At 38.7% G+C, this 21,493-nt stretch carries 21 protein-coding genes and 1 tRNA gene; 12 read left to right on the plus strand and 10 right to left on the minus strand.

Features of this window, described 5'->3' with window-relative positions; genetic code table 11:
- Positions 1-99: 99 nt before the first annotated feature.
- The 5 genes from D1B33_RS17815 (at position 100) to D1B33_RS17835 (ending at position 3,002) form a co-directional block, all read left to right on the plus strand.
- Positions 100-171, plus strand: a tRNA-Glu gene (locus D1B33_RS17815).
- Between the two features lie 438 nt (positions 172-609).
- Positions 610-1,035, plus strand: coding sequence for a hypothetical protein (locus tag D1B33_RS17820; RefSeq protein ID WP_118877759.1), 426 nt, complete (start codon positions 610-612; stop codon positions 1,033-1,035).
- A 129-nt stretch (positions 1,036-1,164) separates the two neighbouring features.
- Positions 1,165-1,521, plus strand: a complete 357-nt coding sequence (locus tag D1B33_RS17825; protein ID WP_118877760.1) for a hypothetical protein — start codon at positions 1,165-1,167, stop codon at positions 1,519-1,521.
- Between the two features lie 124 nt (positions 1,522-1,645).
- Entirely contained in the window at positions 1,646-2,080 is a 435-nt protein-coding gene (locus D1B33_RS17830; RefSeq protein WP_118877761.1) for a YhfM domain-containing protein, read from the plus strand.
- Positions 2,081-2,264: 184 nt separating this feature from the next.
- Positions 2,265-3,002, plus strand: a complete 738-nt coding sequence (locus tag D1B33_RS17835; RefSeq protein WP_118877787.1) for an NADPH-dependent oxidoreductase — start codon at positions 2,265-2,267, stop codon at positions 3,000-3,002.
- Positions 3,003-3,336: 334 nt separating this feature from the next.
- On the opposite strand, the gene D1B33_RS17840 is transcribed toward D1B33_RS17835, so the two are convergent.
- The 3 genes from D1B33_RS17840 to D1B33_RS17850 are packed head-to-tail and all read right to left on the minus strand — an operon-like array spanning position 3,337 to position 7,233.
- Positions 3,337-5,910 (minus strand): YfhO family protein, encoded by a 2,574-nt coding sequence (locus tag D1B33_RS17840; protein ID WP_118877762.1) that lies wholly within the window; start codon positions 5,908-5,910, stop codon positions 3,337-3,339.
- On the minus strand, positions 5,907-6,299 hold the full coding sequence (locus D1B33_RS17845) for a GtrA family protein (RefSeq protein ID WP_118877763.1): 393 nt from the start codon (positions 6,297-6,299) through the stop codon (positions 5,907-5,909). Before D1B33_RS17845 ends, D1B33_RS17840 begins: the two co-directional genes overlap by 4 nt.
- Complete coding sequence (locus tag D1B33_RS17850; protein WP_118877764.1) at positions 6,274-7,233, minus strand: glycosyltransferase family 2 protein; 960 nt, start codon at positions 7,231-7,233, stop codon at positions 6,274-6,276. Before D1B33_RS17850 ends, D1B33_RS17845 begins: the two co-directional genes overlap by 26 nt.
- A gap of 380 nt (positions 7,234-7,613) precedes the next feature.
- On the opposite strand from D1B33_RS17850, the gene D1B33_RS17855 reads away from it, so the two are divergent.
- Both D1B33_RS17855 and D1B33_RS17860 read left to right on the plus strand, forming a co-directional pair.
- Positions 7,614-7,949 (plus strand): thioredoxin family protein, encoded by a 336-nt coding sequence (locus tag D1B33_RS17855; protein WP_118877765.1) that lies wholly within the window; start codon positions 7,614-7,616, stop codon positions 7,947-7,949.
- A 130-nt stretch (positions 7,950-8,079) separates the two neighbouring features.
- A complete protein-coding gene (locus D1B33_RS17860) occupies positions 8,080-8,358 on the plus strand; it encodes a hypothetical protein (RefSeq protein WP_118877766.1) in 279 nt (92 codons plus the stop codon).
- An 83-nt stretch (positions 8,359-8,441) separates the two neighbouring features.
- On the opposite strand, the gene D1B33_RS17865 is transcribed toward D1B33_RS17860, so the two are convergent.
- On the minus strand, positions 8,442-9,494 hold the full coding sequence (locus D1B33_RS17865; RefSeq protein WP_118877767.1) for an S-layer homology domain-containing protein: 1,053 nt from the start codon (positions 9,492-9,494) through the stop codon (positions 8,442-8,444).
- A 194-nt stretch (positions 9,495-9,688) separates the two neighbouring features.
- On the minus strand, positions 9,689-9,898 hold the full coding sequence (locus tag D1B33_RS17870; RefSeq protein WP_118877768.1) for a hypothetical protein: 210 nt from the start codon (positions 9,896-9,898) through the stop codon (positions 9,689-9,691).
- Between the two features lie 119 nt (positions 9,899-10,017).
- Here D1B33_RS17870 and D1B33_RS17875 point away from each other — a divergent pair, with 119 nt between their 5' ends.
- Positions 10,018-10,404, plus strand: coding sequence for a hypothetical protein (locus D1B33_RS17875; RefSeq protein ID WP_118877769.1), 387 nt, complete (start codon positions 10,018-10,020; stop codon positions 10,402-10,404).
- Between the two features lie 120 nt (positions 10,405-10,524).
- Here the strand turns inward: D1B33_RS17875 and D1B33_RS17880 are convergent, their stop codons facing one another.
- Positions 10,525-11,703 (minus strand): NupC/NupG family nucleoside CNT transporter, encoded by a 1,179-nt coding sequence (locus D1B33_RS17880; RefSeq protein ID WP_118877770.1) that lies wholly within the window; start codon positions 11,701-11,703, stop codon positions 10,525-10,527.
- Between the two features lie 686 nt (positions 11,704-12,389).
- Between D1B33_RS17880 and D1B33_RS17885 the strand changes: the two genes are divergently transcribed.
- The 4 genes from D1B33_RS17885 to D1B33_RS17900 all read left to right on the plus strand — a co-directional run bounded on the left by D1B33_RS17885 (position 12,390) and on the right by D1B33_RS17900 (position 17,609).
- On the plus strand, positions 12,390-13,925 hold the full coding sequence (locus tag D1B33_RS17885) for an NADH dehydrogenase subunit 5 (RefSeq protein WP_118877771.1): 1,536 nt from the start codon (positions 12,390-12,392) through the stop codon (positions 13,923-13,925).
- A 47-nt stretch (positions 13,926-13,972) separates the two neighbouring features.
- Positions 13,973-16,543 carry a DUF2309 domain-containing protein gene (locus D1B33_RS17890; RefSeq protein ID WP_118877788.1) on the plus strand — a complete coding sequence of 857 codons (2,571 nt, stop codon included), beginning with the start codon at positions 13,973-13,975 and terminating at the stop codon, positions 16,541-16,543.
- A 146-nt stretch (positions 16,544-16,689) separates the two neighbouring features.
- A complete protein-coding gene (locus D1B33_RS17895) occupies positions 16,690-17,052 on the plus strand; it encodes a Na-translocating system protein MpsC family protein (protein WP_118877789.1) in 363 nt (120 codons plus the stop codon).
- A 98-nt stretch (positions 17,053-17,150) separates the two neighbouring features.
- Complete coding sequence (locus D1B33_RS17900; RefSeq protein WP_118877772.1) at positions 17,151-17,609, plus strand: carbonic anhydrase; 459 nt, start codon at positions 17,151-17,153, stop codon at positions 17,607-17,609.
- 98 nt (positions 17,610-17,707) lie between these two features.
- Here the strand turns inward: D1B33_RS17900 and D1B33_RS17905 are convergent, their stop codons facing one another.
- From D1B33_RS17905 to D1B33_RS17920, 4 genes are all read right to left on the minus strand, one after another.
- Positions 17,708-18,160, minus strand: coding sequence for a DUF5342 family protein (locus D1B33_RS17905; RefSeq protein ID WP_118877773.1), 453 nt, complete (start codon positions 18,158-18,160; stop codon positions 17,708-17,710).
- A 302-nt stretch (positions 18,161-18,462) separates the two neighbouring features.
- Positions 18,463-19,005, minus strand: coding sequence for a PepSY domain-containing protein (locus D1B33_RS17910; RefSeq protein ID WP_118877774.1), 543 nt, complete (start codon positions 19,003-19,005; stop codon positions 18,463-18,465).
- Between the two features lie 75 nt (positions 19,006-19,080).
- Entirely contained in the window at positions 19,081-20,439 is a 1,359-nt protein-coding gene (locus tag D1B33_RS17915) for a sensor histidine kinase (protein ID WP_118877775.1), read from the minus strand.
- 3 nt (positions 20,440-20,442) lie between these two features.
- Positions 20,443-21,126 (minus strand): response regulator transcription factor, encoded by a 684-nt coding sequence (locus D1B33_RS17920; protein ID WP_118877776.1) that lies wholly within the window; start codon positions 21,124-21,126, stop codon positions 20,443-20,445.
- Positions 21,127-21,493: the final 367 nt, after the last annotated feature.

A 21,493-nucleotide genomic window follows, 5' to 3' on the forward strand; every position in this document is an offset into this window, starting at 1 on the left:
TCCATTTAGGCCCACCATATAGGAGTCATTTCGAATTAGTTCAGTGGAAATTGTAATCGACCGTTAACAGATTGGTCGTTGGCAGTCGCATTGAAAGCTGGCCCGTTGGTCAAGTGGTTAAGACACCGCCCTTTCACGGCGGTAACACGGGTTCGAATCCCGTACGGGTCATCATAGTATAATCGTATCTTAATAATTAAGCGATGGTAGTAGGGTGTTTTCCCGTAAGTGAATAAAACATCGCTCTGAAAAAGGCCTGATTCTTATGAATCGGCCTTTTTTACATATCTGCTTAAAAGAGAGATTCAGTTATTTTCAAAAAAGATAAACAATCATGTTCAATTAAAAATCCTGTATACCTTTATGCAGGATTTTTTTTTATCCCATAAAGTCATGTCACAACATGTGAAAAAATGGGGATTTTAAGGTCGTTTTTAAATCTAATGAAATATGCTGTTGCAATTGGGTTGCAGCAAGGTTCTCCTTGCTTTTTTCTTTTACTTTTTGAGTTGCTTATTTGAATTTTAGATTGACAAATAATACATTTAGTGTAATATTACACTAAATGAGTTGATTTAAAAATTAAAAAAGATAGGAAGATGAATTCAATTGTTTTTACATAGCGAGGTCCTTATTACGTTAATTTTTTTATTGCATGAATTTTTATTGCCTTTAATTTTAGTGACACTGTTATATATCGTTAATATTGTTTTCTTATCCAAACAAACGATGAATTATGTGGGCTTATGGAAAGCTTCGATTCTAGTGGTGAATATCATTGCGTTATGTTTAAGTATACTGGTCGTTTTACTGCCAATGGTAGTGTATACCTTCATGTCTTTTGGCACAGGGATCAGTATGGCAGAAATCGAATGGAATTTTGAGATGGTCCAGTTTATATTGATGGCTTTTGGTGTTTTTATATATTTCATCGTTGCGAATATTGTACTAACAATCTTGACAGCTAAGAAAACATTTCATGATCAAGAAAGAAGCAGATTAGATGAAAACAATCGAATGACTATACCTAGGTAATAGTTGTGTTTACTGCCAATCATCAATTTTTTGCAAAAAAAGACACAATATAGACGTACTGAATTACGCTCTTTCTTTAATTGAAGGCTATTTGGCTTGTTTGGAATATAAGGTTTTTCGGAGGACTCAATGAAATTACTATGGTTAACTCTTGTTTTCATACCTGCACCATTTTTATTTCACTTTTATGAATATGGACAACATGTAAAGAGGGAAGAGGCTTCTTTTCTGCTTTTAGGTTCATTAGTATATGTTGTTCTGACGGGTGTGTTGGCTGGTCGAATGAAAATTTGGCAAGTTCTCTTGGCTAATGTTATTACAGGGGCTTTATCATTGCTCTTGGCTATGTATTTAATCCCTGATGATGGTGCATGGTTTAAACCAATCGGCAGAGATCTTGCAGTCATATTCACTGCAATTCTTTTCTTAATAGGACAATTATTAATCAGACTATTGACTAGAATCTTTTTTATAGTAAAATGCTGAGCTAATATTTAGGGCTTTGCCGGTGAATGATGTGACGAAGTTTCGCTGATGGAATTACACATTTCGAACGCTTTGAAACTTTTTTAAGCTATTCAAGTCTAATCCTTTTAAAGAGGTGAGCGTCTTGAAGAAGTACAAAAAATATTTCAGTGGCTTTATTATTTTGTCTCTATCTTTAATTTTAATCGCAGGTTGTTCAAACGGCATGGAAATTGAGGGGAATAAGATTTTAGTGGAAAAGCGTATTGGTGAAGAGGATAAATATGAAAGGTTGAGAGAAATCACCGATCATGAAACGGTCCAGGAAGCCAAAGATATACTAGAACATATCCGTTGGGAAAATGCAGAAGTAAGCATGGCATCACCCCCAAATTACAAATTTCATTTCGAAGGGGATAATGAACAAACGGGATTGATTTTCGCTTTATGGATTAGCCCAAACAAAGATAAAGTGGAGCTTATTTTGGAAAGTGAAGATAAGTATGTCCAATTAAGCAAGAGTAAGTCATCAACACTTTTTGAGGCAATTGCAGGAGTACAATTATCTGACGTAGAGTAAAGATGTAAAGTTGGCCTTTTGGCGAAAATAAAGACATTTGGGCGCGATTCTTCAAGAGCGAAGAATCGCTTTTTGCTTTCCTGGAAATACCGGTTAACGGAGCAAGGAATTAGATGGATGGAGTGGAATTGTGTTAGCATTTAATTATTCTACTAAATATTTATTGAAGGTGAGGTTTATCATTGTGAATGAGGTAATAAAGTCATTGAAAGCTCATCGTTCATTCCGTTCGTACCAAAACAAGGCGGTGGATGAGGAGCAGCTGGATCAGATTATCCAGGCGGTTCAGGCATCACCCAACTGGATTAATGGGCAGCAGTATTCCATTATTGCTGTAAAGGACGAAGAGCGAAAGAAGAAATTGGCGGAGCTTTGCGGCAACCAAAAGCATATCGAAGAAGCGCCCGTTTTCCTGGTCTTCTGTGCGGATTTTTATCGAACGCATCTTGCCGGTGAAATGGAAGGAACGCTAATCAATACAGCAGATGATATTGACACGCTCATTGTTGGCGTGACGGATGTGGGGATTGCCCTTGGTACGGCTGTTGCTGCCGCCGAGTCATTTGGCCTCGGAACCGTGGCGATAGGCGGGATTCGCAGAAATGCGCTAGAAGTCATTGAATTGCTTGACCTTCCGGAATACGTGATTCCAGTGTCCGGTCTTTGCATTGGCCATCCTGGTCAAGATCCAGGCCAAAAACCGCGCCTTCCAAAAGAAGCCGTTTACCATGAAGAACGATACAACCGTGAATTGGAACCTCTTCTTGAGGAATATAATGAACGATATTCCCGTTATTTGCAGGAAAGATCGACAAACAACCGTGCCGGCACATGGACACAATTTGTAGCTTCCTTCTTTAGCAAACGCTATTATCAAGGGATCGCTGAAATGCTGCGAAAGCAGAAGTTTCCAGGGGATTAGGTTATAAGCGACAAAGTATGAGTGGGATTATGTCTCTTGGCATTTGTTATTCGGGAAAAATCATTGCTCCTGTGGAATTTCCTATGACTAACAGTAAAGTGTGAATAAAACTTTGTACGAGTTGTTTTCGTATGGGGCTCTTATATGAAATTCGAAGCTGTCATCGAGGCAGCTTTTTTAATTAAAGAGAAAAGGTCTTTCCTCTTTAAAATTTCGCATAGTTAAACAACATGCTAAAGAAATTTAAATATTGATGATTCCGTTTGAAATCATTTAAAAATTACATGAGTAAAGAGTTCCTGGGAGTAACCCCAGGAATGTTTATTGTTTCGCGTTAACTTGCCTTTTTGGATAGCCTTTGTTTTCGATTGGTCCTAATCCAGACGAATGCCAGCAATAAGGAAATACCGCTGATTAGTATAGACAAACGAAAGTAGGGTGGATAGAAGATTAGTTTTATATTATTTTCACCTGATTGAATAGGAATTCCGATAAATGAATAGTTTACTTTTTGAACCTTTTGTTTTTCTCCGTTTACATGAGCTTCCCAGCCTTTTTCATAGGGAATCGGCAAGGTCATCATTAAATCATTGTTTTTGTTTTGAAGAGTGATGTTGATGTGATTATTTTTAATTTTTACATTAGCTTCTGGATTTTCTTTATTCACCTCTTTTTTAAGAGCGTGATAGTCTTCGGAAAAGAGTTTGAAATCCTTTAAAGTATAGGTCCCTTGTGGAACTCGAATGGCGAGAGTATCATCTTTTGGAACCCTGACAGTGATATTGTTCACTTTAGTACGATAAATGGATTGCCGGGATTTTCGAGAAGTTTTGAAATCATTTACCGTCAAACGAAACCCGGGAGCATCTTTATCATTATTTTTCAAATAGAAGGAAAGGTATAAATCTTTCGTGTTCACCGGTATTCGATTTAACTTAATATCAATGCCGCCTTGATCGCCTTCCACTTCAAGTTGTCCATTTTTAAAAGTTCCATTAACAGGTATTATATTGGTGTGTTCCATTAAGTCACCGCTGCGTGCGGGCTTTACAGTGGAAGGGGATGGGTCTTTCACAATGACCCCATTCAACATGGCATGTTCCCTGTCAACTATAGGAACGTGATTAACAGCCTCTTCACTGTAAATATTTTTTGTTGTACGAATGAACGGCAATGTATTCCCATTACGGTAAATTACATAGTTATTGCTTTCCATATACTTGCTAAATCCAAACGGAATATTTTTTTTGGTTCCTTTTTTATACATGATATATTTGCCTCGCAACAGACTGTATAAATTAGCACGATTCCCCAGACTATTATAGCGGCTTACACTTTCTCGTTTCATATCGATTTCCAAATCACGGTAATAGAAAGATGAGATATTTTCATTAAGAATGCTGGAATAAGCACTTAAGCCGTTAAAGCCATAGATCATAGGAGTGTTGTTTCGGTTTCCTGCCATCCAGTCCAATCGGGTAAATGGAGCATCGTCATGTTCCAGCACGCGATGAATGAGAGCTCTTTGTTCTGCAGAATCATAATTTACACTTGTTATAAATTTTTTCGTCGAATCACTGACATCCCCGGTCGCCAGTAAATTTTTATTATAAACAAATAAAGTGACCAGATTGGCCATGATAATCGTACTCATGATAACAACGGTTTTTTTTCTCTTCAAGAGAATAGTATAAATGCCAATGAGCAGTAGAGAAACAATAAGAGTAACTAATTTAGAAATTCTCATAGGATCATCAATCACATAAAAGAAACTGTAAATGAGGAAAGTATACAGAGACGCTTTCTTAATTGTTTCCCGGGATAGCTTTGAGAGATGCATTAAACCGGCGGCAATCGCTCCACCAACGGCAAAATATCCGAGATACTCAAAGCGGTTTTGTGGGGCAGAAAAGCCGTTAAAAGCACTGGCAATTACCGGAATATAATGGGAAAGAGCAATTAGAATGGCGATGGAAGCGAAAAGCCGAAATAATTTAGATCCATAAAATGTTTTGATGCACAAAAACAATACCAAAATAGCAGGGAGCAGATAAGTTCTGCTCATAAGGAGCACATTGTCTTTAAAATCAAACCATGAAATGTAATCATCAAAGGGAGGACGATAATTATGGACATAGCCATAAGCAGCCGGTATAAAAGAGACGGCACTGATGCCTGCACCCAGCAAAATTGATAGAGTAAACTGCATTAAATTAAGCTTTTCATCGTTTGCTAAAGGAATTAACCAACGCAGAAGAATATAGATTCCCATAAATACAAAATGGATATACGCAAAATAAAAGTTATCAAACATCGAAAGAGCAACTGCAGCAATTAAAGTTAATTGTTTTTTTTCCCGGAAGATTTTTTCTATGCCTAATACGAAAAGCGGCAGCCAAAGAAAAGCGTCGGCAAAAAACTCCCAATAAGTCACATGGCGGAAGTAAATCATGCTCCCTCCGTAAATAAACGCACCAATAAACGCATACCTCATGTCAATTTTCATGTAGCTGAATACATAAGTGGTTAAAATGAAGATAAGAGAAAGACGCACTATACTGACATACAAGGTAACTTGGGCCCAAAAAAGAACGTTGGGCGTTGAAATGAGCGATAAGTTTTCAAAAATAAAAACAAGCCCAAAAACAAAGAAGTAAACGATACTATTGTAATAATAGAAAGAAAGCTGGTAAGTTCCACCGCCCAGCCCATATTGAAAACTATAGAAAAAATCCCCGTTTTTAAATTGCTCATATAACATTTTACGGAACGGAACCATCTGGGCGAGCCCATCATTAGGTCCTACCATATAGGTGCCATTTATCATCTCATAAATAAATACGGTATGAGCCATAATAGCGGCTACAAAACTACCGCCAATAAGAAGAAAATGTTTATTTTTAATCACAAAACCACCTTTTCCCGCTTCAAAATTTTGCTTGTTAAAATAAAGGTTATTGGAAAGGTGATCAATACGGAAAATATCGGTGCAATGGTGCTGTTCAAGTGGAAATATTCAACTAAAATATAAATGCATCCGGAAGATACAGCAATATTAACAATTTGCGTTAATGGAAATTTGAGGAATTTTTCGAAGGTCGGTTTCACCCGATAGGTAAAATAGACATTCAAATAAAATGAAATCGCCATACTGATTAAAAAGGCTATCCAATGAGAAAACATATAAGCCAATCCAACCATACGAAATAGTAAGTATAAAAGATAATAATTGACTGTATTCAACCCGCCGACCAAAATAAAACGGATAAACTCACTTCGTTTTGAACTTATGCACATTTTTTTTCCTTCCGATGTTCGAATATTGAGTAATATAGAGAGGTCTTTGTTTCGTTTCATGATAAATACGCCCTACGTATTCTCCGATAATCCCAAGACTAACTAATTGAATGCCGCCTAAGAAAAGCACGGAAGAAATAGTGGTAAAATAACCAGGAACACTAATTCCGTTAATTAAAAACTCACCAAATATGAAAAAAATATAGAGAATCGCCAGGAAAAGAGTTATAAAGCCGGTATATAAGCACAAACGCAAGGGTTTATGGTTAAAAGATGCAACACCTTCAATGCCGTAATCAATGAGTTTCTTTAAAGACCATTTCGATTCGCCTTTTCCCCGTGCATGATTATCATACATAATCACCTTTTGGTTGTAGCCAATCCATGAAAAAAGGCCTTTTGAAAAGCGATAGCGCTCACCCATTGTTAATACCGTATTGACTGCCCTTCGGCTAAGCAGGCGAAAATCACCCTGCCCATCCTTTAAATCGACTTCAACAAATTGTTTCATAATGGAATAGTACAGACATGACAACCTACTGCGCATAAATGATTCTCCTATACGGTTTCGTTGGGCGATGACTTGATCAAATCCTTCTTTAAATCCGTCAATTAATGGGTGAATCATATGGGTTGGATGTTGCAGGTCGGCATCCATGATAATAACGGCATCGCCTCGTGCATGCTGCAAACCCGCATAGATTGCTGGTTCTTTTCCAAAATTTCTTGTGAAAGAAAGGTACTTTACCTCAGAATAAGAAGAAGCCAATTTTTGGATTTGCTCTAATGTATTATCTGTACTGCCATCGTCTACAAATAATATTTCATAATAATCGCTTCGTTTTGTTAATTCCTTGATGAGTTCTTGATAGATGATTGGAATATTGATAGATTCATTAAAGGCAGGGATTAAGATTGATACAAATATATTCATAAAAAAGTCTCCTTCTCGATATTGCGCTGATAGGAAAAGACCGGCCTTGCAAGAGTCTCTGCTAACTTTTCCCTATTTGGAAAAGCGGGTTTTTTGAATTTTAGAGTGAATAATCCTGGTACTAAGTCTTGCCTCTTCAGAAGTTTTTTAGCCGCATTAAGTATACTTTTTGCAAAAGGATTGTATGTCTTTTATGCTGAAGTTAAGTGCTCAATAATCCATAATTTAGTTTGTTCCATTTTTGTTCAAACAAGCGGATTGAAGCATTTTTTATGAAATTAGACTAAGGGCAAATGAAAATTGCGAGTATAGAAGGGGAAGGAACCGTGGCACAATTGATTTAACTTAACATAAAGTCCCCCTAAGAAAGGTGATAAGGAATGAGAACATTTGAAGAAATGCAATCAATTGAAGAAGTGGACAATTTCATTTCTACCCATCCGTTATCGTTCCTTTATATCTCCCGAACAAGATGCAGTGTTTGCCACGCTCTTTTGCCGCAGGTCGGAAAGCTGATGGAAAAGTTTCCGGAAATCCAGCTCGCCCATATCAACTCCGCAGAAGTGGAGGAGATTGCAGAACGATTCACTGTTTTTTCGGTTCCGGTGCTGCTTCTATTTGTGGAGGGGAAAGAGTATTTGCGGGAAGAGCGTGTTGTTCATATGGATATATTCGAAGAGAAATTACAGAAGATTTATGAAGGTTATATGAATTGAGGGGCTATTCTTTAAAGCTGTGAGAATAGCTTCTTACAGGCGGGCGGGCACTTTGAGAATGGACTAAAGCAATACACAGTTAGCCTTTTACTGAGGATGGTTCATGGCAAGAAAGAGGGGAACATAGGATTTGAATATTAATTTGCTGATTATAGGGGTTATTTTATTAATATCAGGTTATTTAATTGGTGTAAAACAACTCATTGAATTATTAACTTTTGTCCGAAACAAGTCTGTTAAAGATAAAAAGAAAGTGGCCAATATTATGGGGGGTTCCCAGATTATATTGGGGGCAATTTTAATCACCTTAGGTGGTATCGGCTTTAAGAATGACCCAATGATCATTGCGGCAGTTCTTGTTATTTTATTAGTTCTATCAATTTATGTAGTTCGAAAATATATTGTTTAAGGAGCTTCAATATCCATGTAAAATCAAAAAAGCCGATTCTCTAAAAGTTAAGGAATCGACTCTAAGTTTATTTATTGCAGATTTTATTCCAATTCTTCTAAAGGGATTTCAATTTCTATTGGAATTATAGTAGAGTTTCCTTCATATACTCCTTTTTGAAATTCCACTTTTACAAAATGGTTTTCTTTAAATCCTTCTGTTGGTGGATTTAAAATTTCCGTTTCTTCAATCGTTTCGCCTGGTTCAAGAACCAAGTCTTGGATTGCTTGGGTGCAAAGGATTACTGGATTTCTCCAGACACTTCCTACTTCAATTTTTTCGCCGTTATTTTCAGTAAATAGATTAGCTGAAAATCCTCGGTCGCATCCGTTAAAACCAATATATGGAACACCATTTTCGCTTATATTAGTGGCCTTTGTCTTTACATACAGTCTTCCATACGCCTGACCTAAAAATAGATCAAATTTTATTCCATCCCGCTCTACTGTTTTTTCAACATTAAATTCAGGATTTAGGGTGATGGGGAAAACTTCATTGGCTAGGTGAATCATGGAAGCTGCCTGAGCTCGATTGACATGCGCTTTAGGAGCAAATCGACCATCTCCATTACCATAGATAATACCGAGACTGGCCAAGATTTCTATATAGTCGGTTGCCCAACCAGAAACGTCATCGAACTGTAAAGAACGACTCGTGTTTCTTTCGAAATTGTATGCTAAAACGATCATTTTGGTCATTTCTTCTCTTGTCACAAATCTATTCGGTTTAAACGTTCCATCTGGATATCCATCGATTACGCCGGGTTTCTCGGTTTGAATCGCCTTTATATACGGACTTGCCCAATGGTTTGCCCCATCAACCAAATTGGTTTTTTCATTCATATTCACATCAAGTTCGAGAATGAGAGCGATTATTTTGGCAGCTTCACCCCTCGTTAGCTCTTTATGTGGGGCAAATAGGTTATCTCCAACCCCATTGATTGCACCTTTTTCTACCAGATAATCGACTGTGTTTTTTGCCCACCCAAATCTCTCCATGTCTTTAAAAGAACTATTTGCATGTACTGGATTGAGAAAAGCGAATATCATTATTGAAGTGGCTAAAATACATGTTATTCCTAGTCTATGTTTTTTCATGAAATTTCCCCCTTTGCTTACTATATTTTACCGTAAAAAGAAACTAATAAGGCTATTTTTATTCACAGTCCTATACCATTTGCATTTGATTTTTTAGTTTTGTCCCGACCGCTCCTTTCTGTAATGAAAAGTTTATAGTTGAAAAAGAAAAAAAAAGCGCGATTCTTCAATAACGCGAATCGCTCTTTAAAACCCTAATTTATTTTGGTTGCTGCCAAAGGAAATAACTCGTTAATATCCTTTATCATACTGTTGTAAGCATCGATCTTGGCATCACAATATAGTGCTAAGTCTTTATAGCTGGAGAATACATCCGCTCTCTCTAAGCATTTTTTGCGGTATTCTTCAACGAATTGTTTTTTAAATTCCACTCTTTTTAAAAGATCCTCGATATTTGGATTCATCTAACTCACTCCTTTATAGAAAATATGGGCAATTTAAAGGAATTTTATACCAGGTTATTACTCAACTAAACTATAATTTAATCTATAAAACAGATTGAGCATAATTTAGGGGTGCAGTCATGAAGAAAAAAGTTTTTCTATTATTAATTTGTGGGTTGATCATTTTATTCTTTGCGAGTTTCTTTGTAAACCGGGCGAGTCAGGATCCGGCGTTAGGTAAGGATATACACTCGAGGCTTGCGAAAGGGGAAAAACAAATTGATTTAACAACGATGACAGACTTCGAATGGGATGCTGCTGCGGCGTTTGGTCCTTATACGACAAATGAAATCATTGAGGAATCAATGGGTATTCAATTCAAAGGGGATAGTGGAGGCATTGAAGTAATCGAGGATCAATTTTTATTAGTATTTGCTAAAGGAAAACATGCAGTTAAAACAGTAGTTCTTTCTAGAGAATATGGGGATTATGCAATCAAGGATCATAAATTATTAATGGTTAAATAGTAATTGTTTGAACTAAACCCGTCATTAAATCAAAAGGCAGTGGTGCGCACCACTGCCTTTTTTGATTTCAGTTATGAAAAGGTTTTGGCCGTTAGCCGCCAATTCGCTATGGGTGTTTTTTTATATAACCAAACTAACGATGATCCCTGAAAGTACACTTACAAGTGTGGCACCATACAACAGTTTTAAGCCAAAACGCGCAACGGAATTTCCTTGCTTTTCATTCAAGCTTTTTACTGCCCCAACAATGATCCCAATGGATGAGAAGTTGGCGAAGGAAACAAGGAATACAGAAAGAATTGCGATTGTTTCTTCACTAAAGTCAAATTTGCCTCCGGATAGATCCAGCATCGCCACAAATTCATTGGTCAACAGTTTAGTCGCCATGATTGATCCGGCGTTAACTGCTTCAGACATAGGAATTCCCATGATGAAAGCAACAGGGGCAAAGATATAGCCCAGAATCGTCTGGAAGGAAACGTTGAACAATAGCTCAAACAAACTATTGAATCCTGCCATCAAGGCAATGAACCCAATCAACATCGCACCAACGATAATGGCAACTTTAAAACCATCGAGGATGTATTCTCCGAGCATTTCAAAGAAGGATTGCTTTTCATGCTCTACTTCCAAGATGTCTTCACTTGGGTCAATCTCGTAAGGATTAATGATACTAGCGATGATAAAACCGCCAAATAAATTTAAAACTAAAGCCGTAACAATATATTTTGGTTCCAGCATTGTCATATAAGCGCCAACGATGGACATCGAGACAGTGGACATTGCCGACGCACATAGTGTATACAAACGCTGGTTCGAAAGCAGGCCGAGTTGTTTTTTTAATGTAATAAAAACTTCTGATTGTCCAACCATCAATGAAGCCACGGCATTATATGATTCAAGTTTACCCATTCCGTTGACTTTGCTTAATGCCCATCCAATGCCCTTCATGATGACCGGCAGGATTCTCAAATGCTGCAGTATACCGATTAATGCGGAAATAAAGACAATCGGCAATAAAACATTTAAGAAGAACGGAGCCTGTCCTTCATTCGCCAAGCCGCCAAATACAAAGTTAATCCCTTCGCTTGCATATTCCAGCAGCTTATTAAATACAGTAGCTATTGCCGTAATAATGATTAAACCAAATTCTGTATTTAACAGCAGCAATGACAAAAGAATTTGAATGATAATCATCGTAATAATTGGTTTGTATTTTATCTCTTTTCGATTGGAACTAGCCAACCAAGCCAATAACAATACGATTAAAATACCTAAAATAGAAATAACGTAAGGCATATGTAACCTCCTGAAGAATTTGATAATATGTGTGCGCTTACAATAAAGTTACCGCTAGAATATTAACCTCTTTTGCATGAGATTGCAATGGTTATTATACCCATAATCGAGCAAGTTGAATCGGATCTGGTTATTTTGGACAGTAATCCCTATCGATTCGGAACTTGCTGCCATGTGCAAAATTTCTATATAAAAGGAAGGAAATCGAGAAAATGAATGTACCTTAACAAGGTTCGGGGAAAATTCATTGATAAAAGGAAGCTAACTTTGAAACCATAAGTTGCAAAGGACAATAATTTTGACCTTGACATAGAGTGTGCTAAATAATAAAATTTTATATGATAAATATAAATAAGATATTCTCCATATTGGTTTTAGGATGATTGTCAATATTTTAACATTGGTGATCCATCCAAAGCCAAAAAGGAAAATGAAATAATAGTTGTAATAAAGGTAGACGATTTAAAAAACCTAGTTTAGGTTAGTTAAAAGTAAACCGACAATTTACAAAGATTAATGGTTTGATTTGGACCATTATCTTTTGAATTGTCGGTTTTTTGTTTTTTTGCAATGAAAATCATTTGACTTGGCAGGAAGGGAGAATCACTAATGACGCGGAGGGATAAGAATTATATGTTCGACATTTTGTCTACTTGCATTCATTTATTTCAGGGGAGGAGATGGAGATGCTAAACCAACTGGATAGTGACTTTTTGCCCTTTGTATTCTTACTGTTTCTAGCTGTTTCCGTATTAAGCTCTCTACTCCTTCTATATCCAAAAACACCTTTGCATTTTATTCGCATACATCAAGGGTTTATCGTTTTACCGCCTCTTGTTGCCCTGATCGCCCTCTTATTGAATGATGGAAAAACAATGGTGGGTCCTTGGCATTTTGATTCCTTATCGTGGCTGCTGGCCCTTTTTGTACTGACGATTGGCTGTATTGTCCAGCGCTATTGTGTCCATTACTTGCTTGGCGATGCGGCCTATCGAGAATATTTTGCATTGCTGACATTTACGACGACTGCTGCCGCTGCAACTTGGATCAGCAATGATTTGCGGTTGTTATTGGCTTGTTGGGGGGCGGCGCTTCTTGGATTGACACTGCTTATCAGGTTGAGAAAGGAATGGAACGTAGCAAGAAATTCCGCAAAGATTTGTGGATTCTTGTTTTCGCTTAGTTGGGGAGCCTTACTGGTGGCGATTTTTTGGATTGCGCAGTCAACGAATCAGTGGCAGTTGTCGGCTGCACTTACGCTGGATAGTCTTGCAAAGCTCGATGCATGGGAGAAGACCTGTATCAATTTATTGCTTATTCTTGCTGTCGTTATTCCGGCAGGGCAATGGCCTTTTCAACGTTGGTTGCTGGACTCGGTAGTGGCGCCAACTCCAATTTCAGCCGTGATGCATGCAGGTATTGTCAATGCTGGTGGAATCATATTGACTCTTTTTGCGCCTCTTTTTAATGGAAGTCTTGCACAAATCGTCCTCTTCATTTTTTCCAGTATTTCCGTGGTGATTGGAACGGGAATCATGCTGGTCCAAGTGGACTATAAACGCCAGCTCGTTGGTTCTACCATTGCCCAAATGGGCTTTATGTTGATTCAATGTGCACTGGGTGCTTATTTAGCGGCCATTATGCATGCAGTATTGCATGGCTTATTTAAAGCAACCTTGTTTTTGCAATCCGGCTCAGCGATTCAACGGCATGAATATGCATTTTATACAAAACAGCCGTTGTCCTTTTTATCGAAGCTCACTGGAATTGGGGTAGGTGTTCTGGCTGGCATGGGCTTTTGGCTTGCGTCCCCTGGTGATGCTTATCAATTGGTCAGTGCCTTCATATTGGGATGGTCACTATCAATCGCTTGGGTACAGCTTGTTGCCTCCGGATTAGGCAAGGTGGGGCGCATTGCTGGTTTTGCTGTTCTAGTCGGTGGAGCCATCATCTATTTTTTCATCCATCATCTTTTGTATGTGGCGTTAAATGAAAGTGTTCAAGAAAGCATGCAGCCTCCCGTAATGGCGGCTATAGTACTCATTGTGATTTTGTTGGGCGCAATTATGATTGGCATTTCGTTGACCCGCAATCGTTTTTCTAAATTCCATGCGATTATTTATCTTTGGCTTGTACGGTTAGGGGAGCCGCAAAATGACGTGATTGAAAGTCACCCCAATTATTTAACTCAATTACTATTTCAAGGAGGAAAGTCACGGTGACGACAACGTTTGCTAAAATCAAAAATGTAGAAAAACATTCTAATGCGATGGATTTTGATATAAACAAATTTGTGAAATTTGCAAGTAAAGTAATTGTACCCCTTGGCCCTATAACGAAATTTGCGGCGCGCCATCCCTGGACAGGCTTGGAACAGCAGTCTTTTGACCAAATAGCACGCCAACTGAGGGATACTTGTGAGGTAGATATCTATCCTAGTGATTCAATCCTCCAGTCTGCATGGGACCGAGGTGAGATTCGCCGGGAGTTTCTGGAAACAAAACTTCAGAAATGGCTTGATTTACAATCAATCGATTTGCCGAAAGAGATTGCAAATCGGTTCTGCGTAGCAGCACTATTGCAAGAAGAGCAATCGTTTAAACCATTGCCAAAGACTGAGTTAAGAAGCCTCGCAAAGCAACTGGCAAGGCATGATGTGCAATTTCCAAAAAAACATGTTGTACATACGTATAGCCAGCGTCTACAAAAGGCCAAGGGTGAGAATATGACCGAAATCCTCAATGGTCAAATGATTAAGTGGTGCAAGCTATATTTGGATGAATCGCAGGCTGTCTGGTCGATGCCAAATCGAGAAAAAGGTTTTTATACTGCATGGAAAGAAATGGTCAAGCATGACCCGGCAGTGAATCGACTTGTACGCAGCAATCTGAATGATTTACCGAACGATGCTACGCAAGCATTAGCGGAATCCTTGTTGGGTCTGGAAATATCCTACTTGGAAATTGAAGGATATTTTAAAGCGCATTTGCTCGCTCTACCGGGCTGGGCAGGAATGATGCTTTGGCGCTCACAGCAATCTACTGAGGAAAAGAACCTGTTGACGGAATATTTGGCAGTCCGCATTTGCCTGGAGTATGCGCTGATCAAGCCCCACCTCCCTTTACCGGAACCAAAAATGGAAGAGGATATGGAAGACCTTCTGGAATCCTTGATTGGTTCATGGGCGAAGTGGGGGGGCATGCCAATCAATGCATGGCTGCAGTTATCTGCGACAGAAATCAAAGCAAGATTAACGCTTGCCTTTCGATTTGATCGTACTCTCCGTCAACGGCTTTGGCTCGAAGCATGGGAACAAACTTACGAATTTCAGTTAAAGAACATCATCAATTCAAAACCTCAACGTATAGCGGAACGTTCCAAGCATGCATTGGCCCAATTTGCTTTTTGCATCGATGTACGTTCAGAGCCTTTTCGCCGTAAACTTGAAAAAGCAGGTCCTTTCGAGACGTTTGGAACAGCCGGTTTTTTCGGGTTGCCAATTGAAACTTGTGAACTTGGCAGCAAGGATCATCATCCATCCTTGCCGGTTATGTTCAAACCCCAGTTTAAAGTGAAAGAATATTCATCTGAAATTGCTTTAAAACAATATCAACAACGTCATCAAACACTCAGTTCGCTCAGCTGCACGTTTAAAAGGCTGAAGTTTAACTTGCCTTCGAGTTTATTATTGCCGGAAATCAGTGGTCCATGGCTCAGTTTACAAACGATTGCCCGCAGCTTTGTTCCTAGGTTTGCAGGTGATGTATCACATAAAATCCGGAAAAGATGGTTACGCAAGCCCCAAGCGCAACTTTCACTGGATTATGAGCGGACATCGGAAACAGAGTTGCCCATTGGATTTTCTGAAGAGGAAAAGGTGTATTATGTACGGCAAGCTTTGAAGATGATGGGCTTAACAGAAAATTTTGCGCCATTAGTCGTGATTTGCGGGCATGGAAGCCACAGTACGAATAATCCCTACGCTTCGTCACTGGATTGTGGTGCATGCGGAGGGGCTTCGAGTGGATTTAATTCAAGGGTATTGGCCACATTATGCAATCTTCCAGAGGTAAGGAAAACACTCGCTGAAGAGGGGATTATGATTCCAGAAGATACGGTTTTTGCAGCTGCCGAGCATATTACTACCCTTGACGAACTGCAATGGCTTTATGTCCCGGAACTTTCACATAAAGCAAAGGAAGCCTTTGAGAGTATTCAAGCAATTTTGCCCATGGTTAGTGAACAGTCGAATGCCGAAAGAATTTCAAAATTACCGGGTATTGGAGTAGGCAAGAATCCTAAGGATGAGGCGAAGCGCATGGGAGAAGACTGGAGTGAAGTACGACCTGAATGGGGACTTGCCCGTAATGCAGCATTCATAATCGGGTCTCGGGAGCTTACGCAAGATTGTGATCTGGAAGGAAGAGCCTTTCTTCACAATTATAACTGGCGGAAGGATGAAAATGGTGAAATTCTCGCCAATATTATCGCCGGACCAGCCACCGTCGCCCAGTGGATCAACTTGCAATATTATGCTTCTACTGTCGCCCCTCATTATTATGGCAGCGGAAATAAAACGACCCAAACCGTGACTGCGGGAATTGGGGTCATGCAGGGGAATGCCAGTGACCTATTGAGCGGCCTCCCCTGGCAGTCGGTGATGGAATCCGATCAAAAAGCATACCATGACCCACTAAGATTATTAATAGTAATCGAAGCGCCAAGAGAGTATGTAAAACGGTTGCTGGAACAAAATCCACATTTTCTTCAAAAGCTTAAAAACGGATGGATTCGATTGGTATCGATTGATCCAGAGGGACAATGGGAGAGTTTATCCTGATTTATTTGTCGTTCAATAAATAAACTTGTACCATATTGAAAGTAATATCATATTCATTCGTGGCTAAAAACTAGAGATATAGGCGATTGCGGAATTTCGAAATACTAAATGCGTGTGAATTGTGGAATGGAAGGAAAGAAGTCATGATGGAAAAATCTAAAGGTGCTCTGGAAGCTGAAATTAGCAAAGCGTTAACCCATTGGGAAAAAAGTTATCTGGGGCGCGGTTCCGTGTCGGTTAAATCAGATATCTTGCGAGATATGGTGATTGTTGTGTTGAAAGGAATACTAACGTCAGCTGAATATTCAGTATGCCAAAATAAAGAAGGTCTGTTATCGGTCAAAACCATTCGAAATAGTTTGGTGGAATCAGGAATAGAAGAATTAAAAGAAACACTCTTATCAATAACGGGTATAGAAGTGAAGAGTTTCTATACCGACTTGAGTACAAAAACCGGGGAACGCATTATGGTTTTTATGCTTTCGGAAGATTTGCAAAGTAAATTATGATGGAGCCATTGGATGGTTTCATTTCTCTGGAATCGTTTCGATAGTAAGAGTTTGCTAAGTGAAGCAGAGCTTGAACCCTTTAAAGGAGTGACGCAGCAATGAATATTAATAAAAATACACTATTTGTAATAGATTTTGATGTTGATATAAACCATTTAATAAAGGGAGAACGACAAATAAAGAGGGAAAATATCACCGTCTTGCAAAGCGGTTTGCTCCTATCCCCATTTGATGACTTAATGAGGTCCATCATCATTGCGGTGTATAAACACAATATTGATGAGATTGTGGTCGTTGGCAGTCCTAAAGAAAATAGATTGAAAAGCAGTTTCTGGACTCGGCATGATAAGGAATGGGAAGGTAAGTTTCAAGAAAAGGCACAATCACTCAATTACCTATTTGAAAACTGCAAACCGGAATTCCATGAGAATAATTTAAGCGAATGGTTCGAGGGCGGGGCAACTCCAGGTGATGGTGTGCGAAATACTGTTAGTGTCATCAGCCAGCATCCATTAATACCGGCAGATATAAAGATTACCGAAATCACCGCGCCTTAGCAAAAGAAAAGATTTTCGGTAACAGCGTAGCGCCCAATATTAAAAGCCCCTTGGCGTCCAAGGGGCTTTTAATATTATTGCTTCCTGATTTGAGAGAATTACTGTTCTAGGTGGTTCGTCACCAAGTCATGAACTTTAGTTTCTAGATTCCAAAGATCCTCTTCCTGGAGTTTAGCTTTAGGTTGGGGATGGAACCACTGGATTTCTCCTTTATGGTAAATGCCTTGATAATGATTTTCTTCCATTTTTATTGTAAAGTGATGACGTTCATGAACTTGATTCTCAAACAATGGTTTAACTTTAAATTTTTGTAACCCATCAATTTCTGCTAGTAGTTTTTCCTTATGGTCTGTCATCAAGTCACAAACCTTATTTTCTAGATTCCGAACTTCCTTGTCCTCAAGCTTGGCTTCAGGTTGAGGATGAAACCATTGAATTTTTCCTTCGTGGTAAATGCCTTGGTAATTAGTTCCTTCCATTTTCAGTGTAAAGTGATGACGTTCATGAACCTGATCCTTAAACATTGGTTTAACTTTAAATTGTTGATACATATGAATTCCTCCTAGTAGTTTTTTTGCCGATTTTCTATATCTATTCAACTGCCGGTTCCTTAATAGTCCGCTTCAATACTTAACGTCACATTTTTAAGCCGTCATTTATTTTAAAACCCTAAAGTATTTTCAGGGGAGCTGCTTTCGATTCCTGCTAATAGAGTTGAATGTAACTTCATTTCTGTTAACCTTGTATTATGGTTGCAAGAACATCATAACGAGCCAATATTAAAGAACACGAAGGAGAACTTTAAAATTGTCTTAGAAAAGACAAAAAACGCGCAGGATTCACAGCTGCACGTTCAGTCCTCTTCATCTTCAATTGTTTTAAATGTAATCGCTTCAATTTTCCCTGAGTAAGCATTGACAACAACTTCTGCTTTTTTGGTTTTCGTTTGATCGATGTCAATCTCATATACGAGTTGGCCATCATCCTCATCCAATTCAATCGAAGTGATTGTACCGATTACTTTTTCGGCTGCCAATTCTTTTGCTTTTTCAGGAGTGATCGGGGTACCTTCTTTGTGCTTTTGCGGTTCGATGCTTTCTGGTTTTTGGCGATTTTTCGTTACCGGCGATGTTTGTTTGACAAAAGAAAGCACTTCTCCTGTTCTTCGATTGACAGTGATGTCGTATAGCATCTGATTTTTTTTTAGCGTAAGTTTATAGTTTTCTTGCTCCGGTCTGACGTTCTTAATGGTACCTCCATATTTTTCAATAACCATTTGGCTGACCTTGTCTTCAGAAAGGGGGGCAGGGGTACGATTGAGCGCTTTTGTTCCCCCATACCAGACAATGGCGCCCAGGATGAAAACAAGTAAAAGAATTACCGTTATTTTTTTCATCCGTTCACCTCATCTATTTTTGTTAACCAGTTTATCATGGGTGCATTAATAACTAATTAAAGGAAACTTAGAACTCTATGAGAGGTTCATCGGCAATTTTAATGTAACCGTTGTGCCTTTTCCCTCGACACTTTCCAGCTTGATTTCACCATTATGGGCAGCGATAATTTTCTTTGCGATAGGCAGTCCTAACCCTGAACCGCCTGCTTCATGGGTTCTCGCTTTATCTACTCGGAAAAATCGTTCGTAGACACGTTCTAATTCCTCTTGTGGAATGCCGATTCCATAATCGGTGATAGCGATGAATAAAAAATTGCCGCTTGAAGTTATCGATAAATCAATGGGTTTTTCACTGTATTTGATAGCATTGTCCATAAAAATATAAAACAATTGTTTTATCTTCTTTTCATCAGCCATAATCCATGGACGATCAGTATGGATATGAATCGAAATCTTGCGCTTGAACGCTTGCTGCAGATACTTCGAGGTTTCGCGGCAAATAGCGGCAATGTCTACTTGCTCTATTTTTAACTGCCACTGGGTATCATCCTTTGCAAGCAAAAGCATCTGCTCCGTTAGCTGTTTCATGCGCATTGACTCGGAATGAATCGCTTCAATTGCTTCCTCCAAAATATCCGGGCGTTCCAATCCCCACCGTTTCAGCATTTTTGTATAGCTGATAATCACGGTAAGGGGAGTTTTTAATTCATGTGAAGCATCTGAAACGAATCGCTCTTGCTTTTTATAATTTTCCTCCAATAAATCCATCATGTTATTGAATGTGTCGGCCATTTGGTCCAGCTCGTCTTTGGAAGATCGTTCTCTGCCTATTTTTTTAAATGTTTTCGAGTTCTGAATCTCTTCCATTGTGTGAATAAGTGTTTTGATGGGACGAAGGATGATTTGACTAAGTATGCGACCGCCAATAACAGTCGGAATTAAAATGACGAGAGAAGCAATCACTAAACTTACTTTTAAGATTCTTAGTGAACGCTCTATATCTGTTAAAGGTTCGGTTACCTCCAATGAGGCAATTTCACCATTTGTCCAAATAATCGGTACTTGTCCGACTGCGTATAAATGATGATTGATCCTTTCCACGGTTGTTTGTTCACCCGTTTTATATGAATAGGGAAGATATTGCATATTGGTGTTGTCTCGCACCAAAACCAGAATGGGTTTGCCATTAGGAGTCAGAACCCGAATCATTCCATTCGGCGGTAAATAAGCCCGCAATAAGTCATTATAATGAACGGAAGAAGGATTGGCTTCTTTGACTCCTTCAAATATATGGATGGTTTCTGTCTCAAGTCGCTGAATTGCATTCTCCGTCATTGTTTTATTGAAAATAAAGTAAATGGAGCTGTTGGCCAATACCAGCAGGACAAACAGCGAGAGGGTAGATGCAAGAATAATTTTCGTTTGGATTTTCATGCCTTATTCCTTTAACATATATCCAACACCACGAACAGTGTGAATATAAGGTTTTGAAAATGGGGTGTCAATCTTTGTGCGCAAATAACGAATGTATACATAGACAATATTGATATCACCGTTATAATCAAAACCCCAAACATTTGATAAAAGTTGATCAAATGTGAGAACTTGATTTTGATTTTGCAATAAGTATAGAAGCAGATCGTATTCTTTTGGCGTTAATTCAATGGATTGGCCTGACCGCGTTACTTCCCGTGTTTTTTCATTTAAGGATAAATCGCCAATGCAAAGTGAAGAGTCTGATTCTTCTTGAGAAAGAGATTGCCGCATCCAGACACGAACGCGCGCAAGTAATTCTTCAATTTCAAATGGTTTTGTCATATAGTCATTTGCCCCCAAATCTAACCCGCTTACTTTATCCGGCAAGGCATCACGCGCCGTTAATAAGATAACGGGGGTCTGATTATCGGCAGAGCGGATTCTCCTTAACACTTCAAGCCCGCTTAATTCGGGCAGCATCACATCCAATATCAGCAAATCCCAAGTTTCATTTTGAAATAGCGAATAACCTTCTAGCCCGGTATAGGCAGCCCCCGTTTCATAACCTTCATGTTCAAGTTCCAATTGGATCAGCCGTGCAATTTTCTTTTCATCTTCAACAATCAATATTTTTCCTCTGTTCATTTGGACCCTCCATTCACAATTCAAACCGTAAAAGAATATTCAGTGCAAATCAATTTCTCCCCGGCAGCACACTGCTTTTGCATCCAATGATTAAATCTATCGGCCATGCCATATGAAGTGCAACGTTTAGGAGGGAATGCAAGGTTAAAGGAAGAGGGAAATTGAATCAAGATTTTATATGGCTAAATTGAAATTCATCAAAAGTAAATTATGTAGATACAGTTATATGATTGTTAAAGGAAACGAAAAATATGTATGATATCCTGCACGAAATAGCAGTATTTTATTCCGGTCAGCAAATGATACAGCAAATGATAAGGTAAATAATCTCCACTTTCTTCAACATCAATTCATAATCGGACGCTTT

Source organism: Ureibacillus yapensis (assembly GCF_003515775.1).
Lineage (GTDB): Bacteria > Bacillota > Bacilli > Bacillales_A > Planococcaceae > Ureibacillus > Ureibacillus yapensis.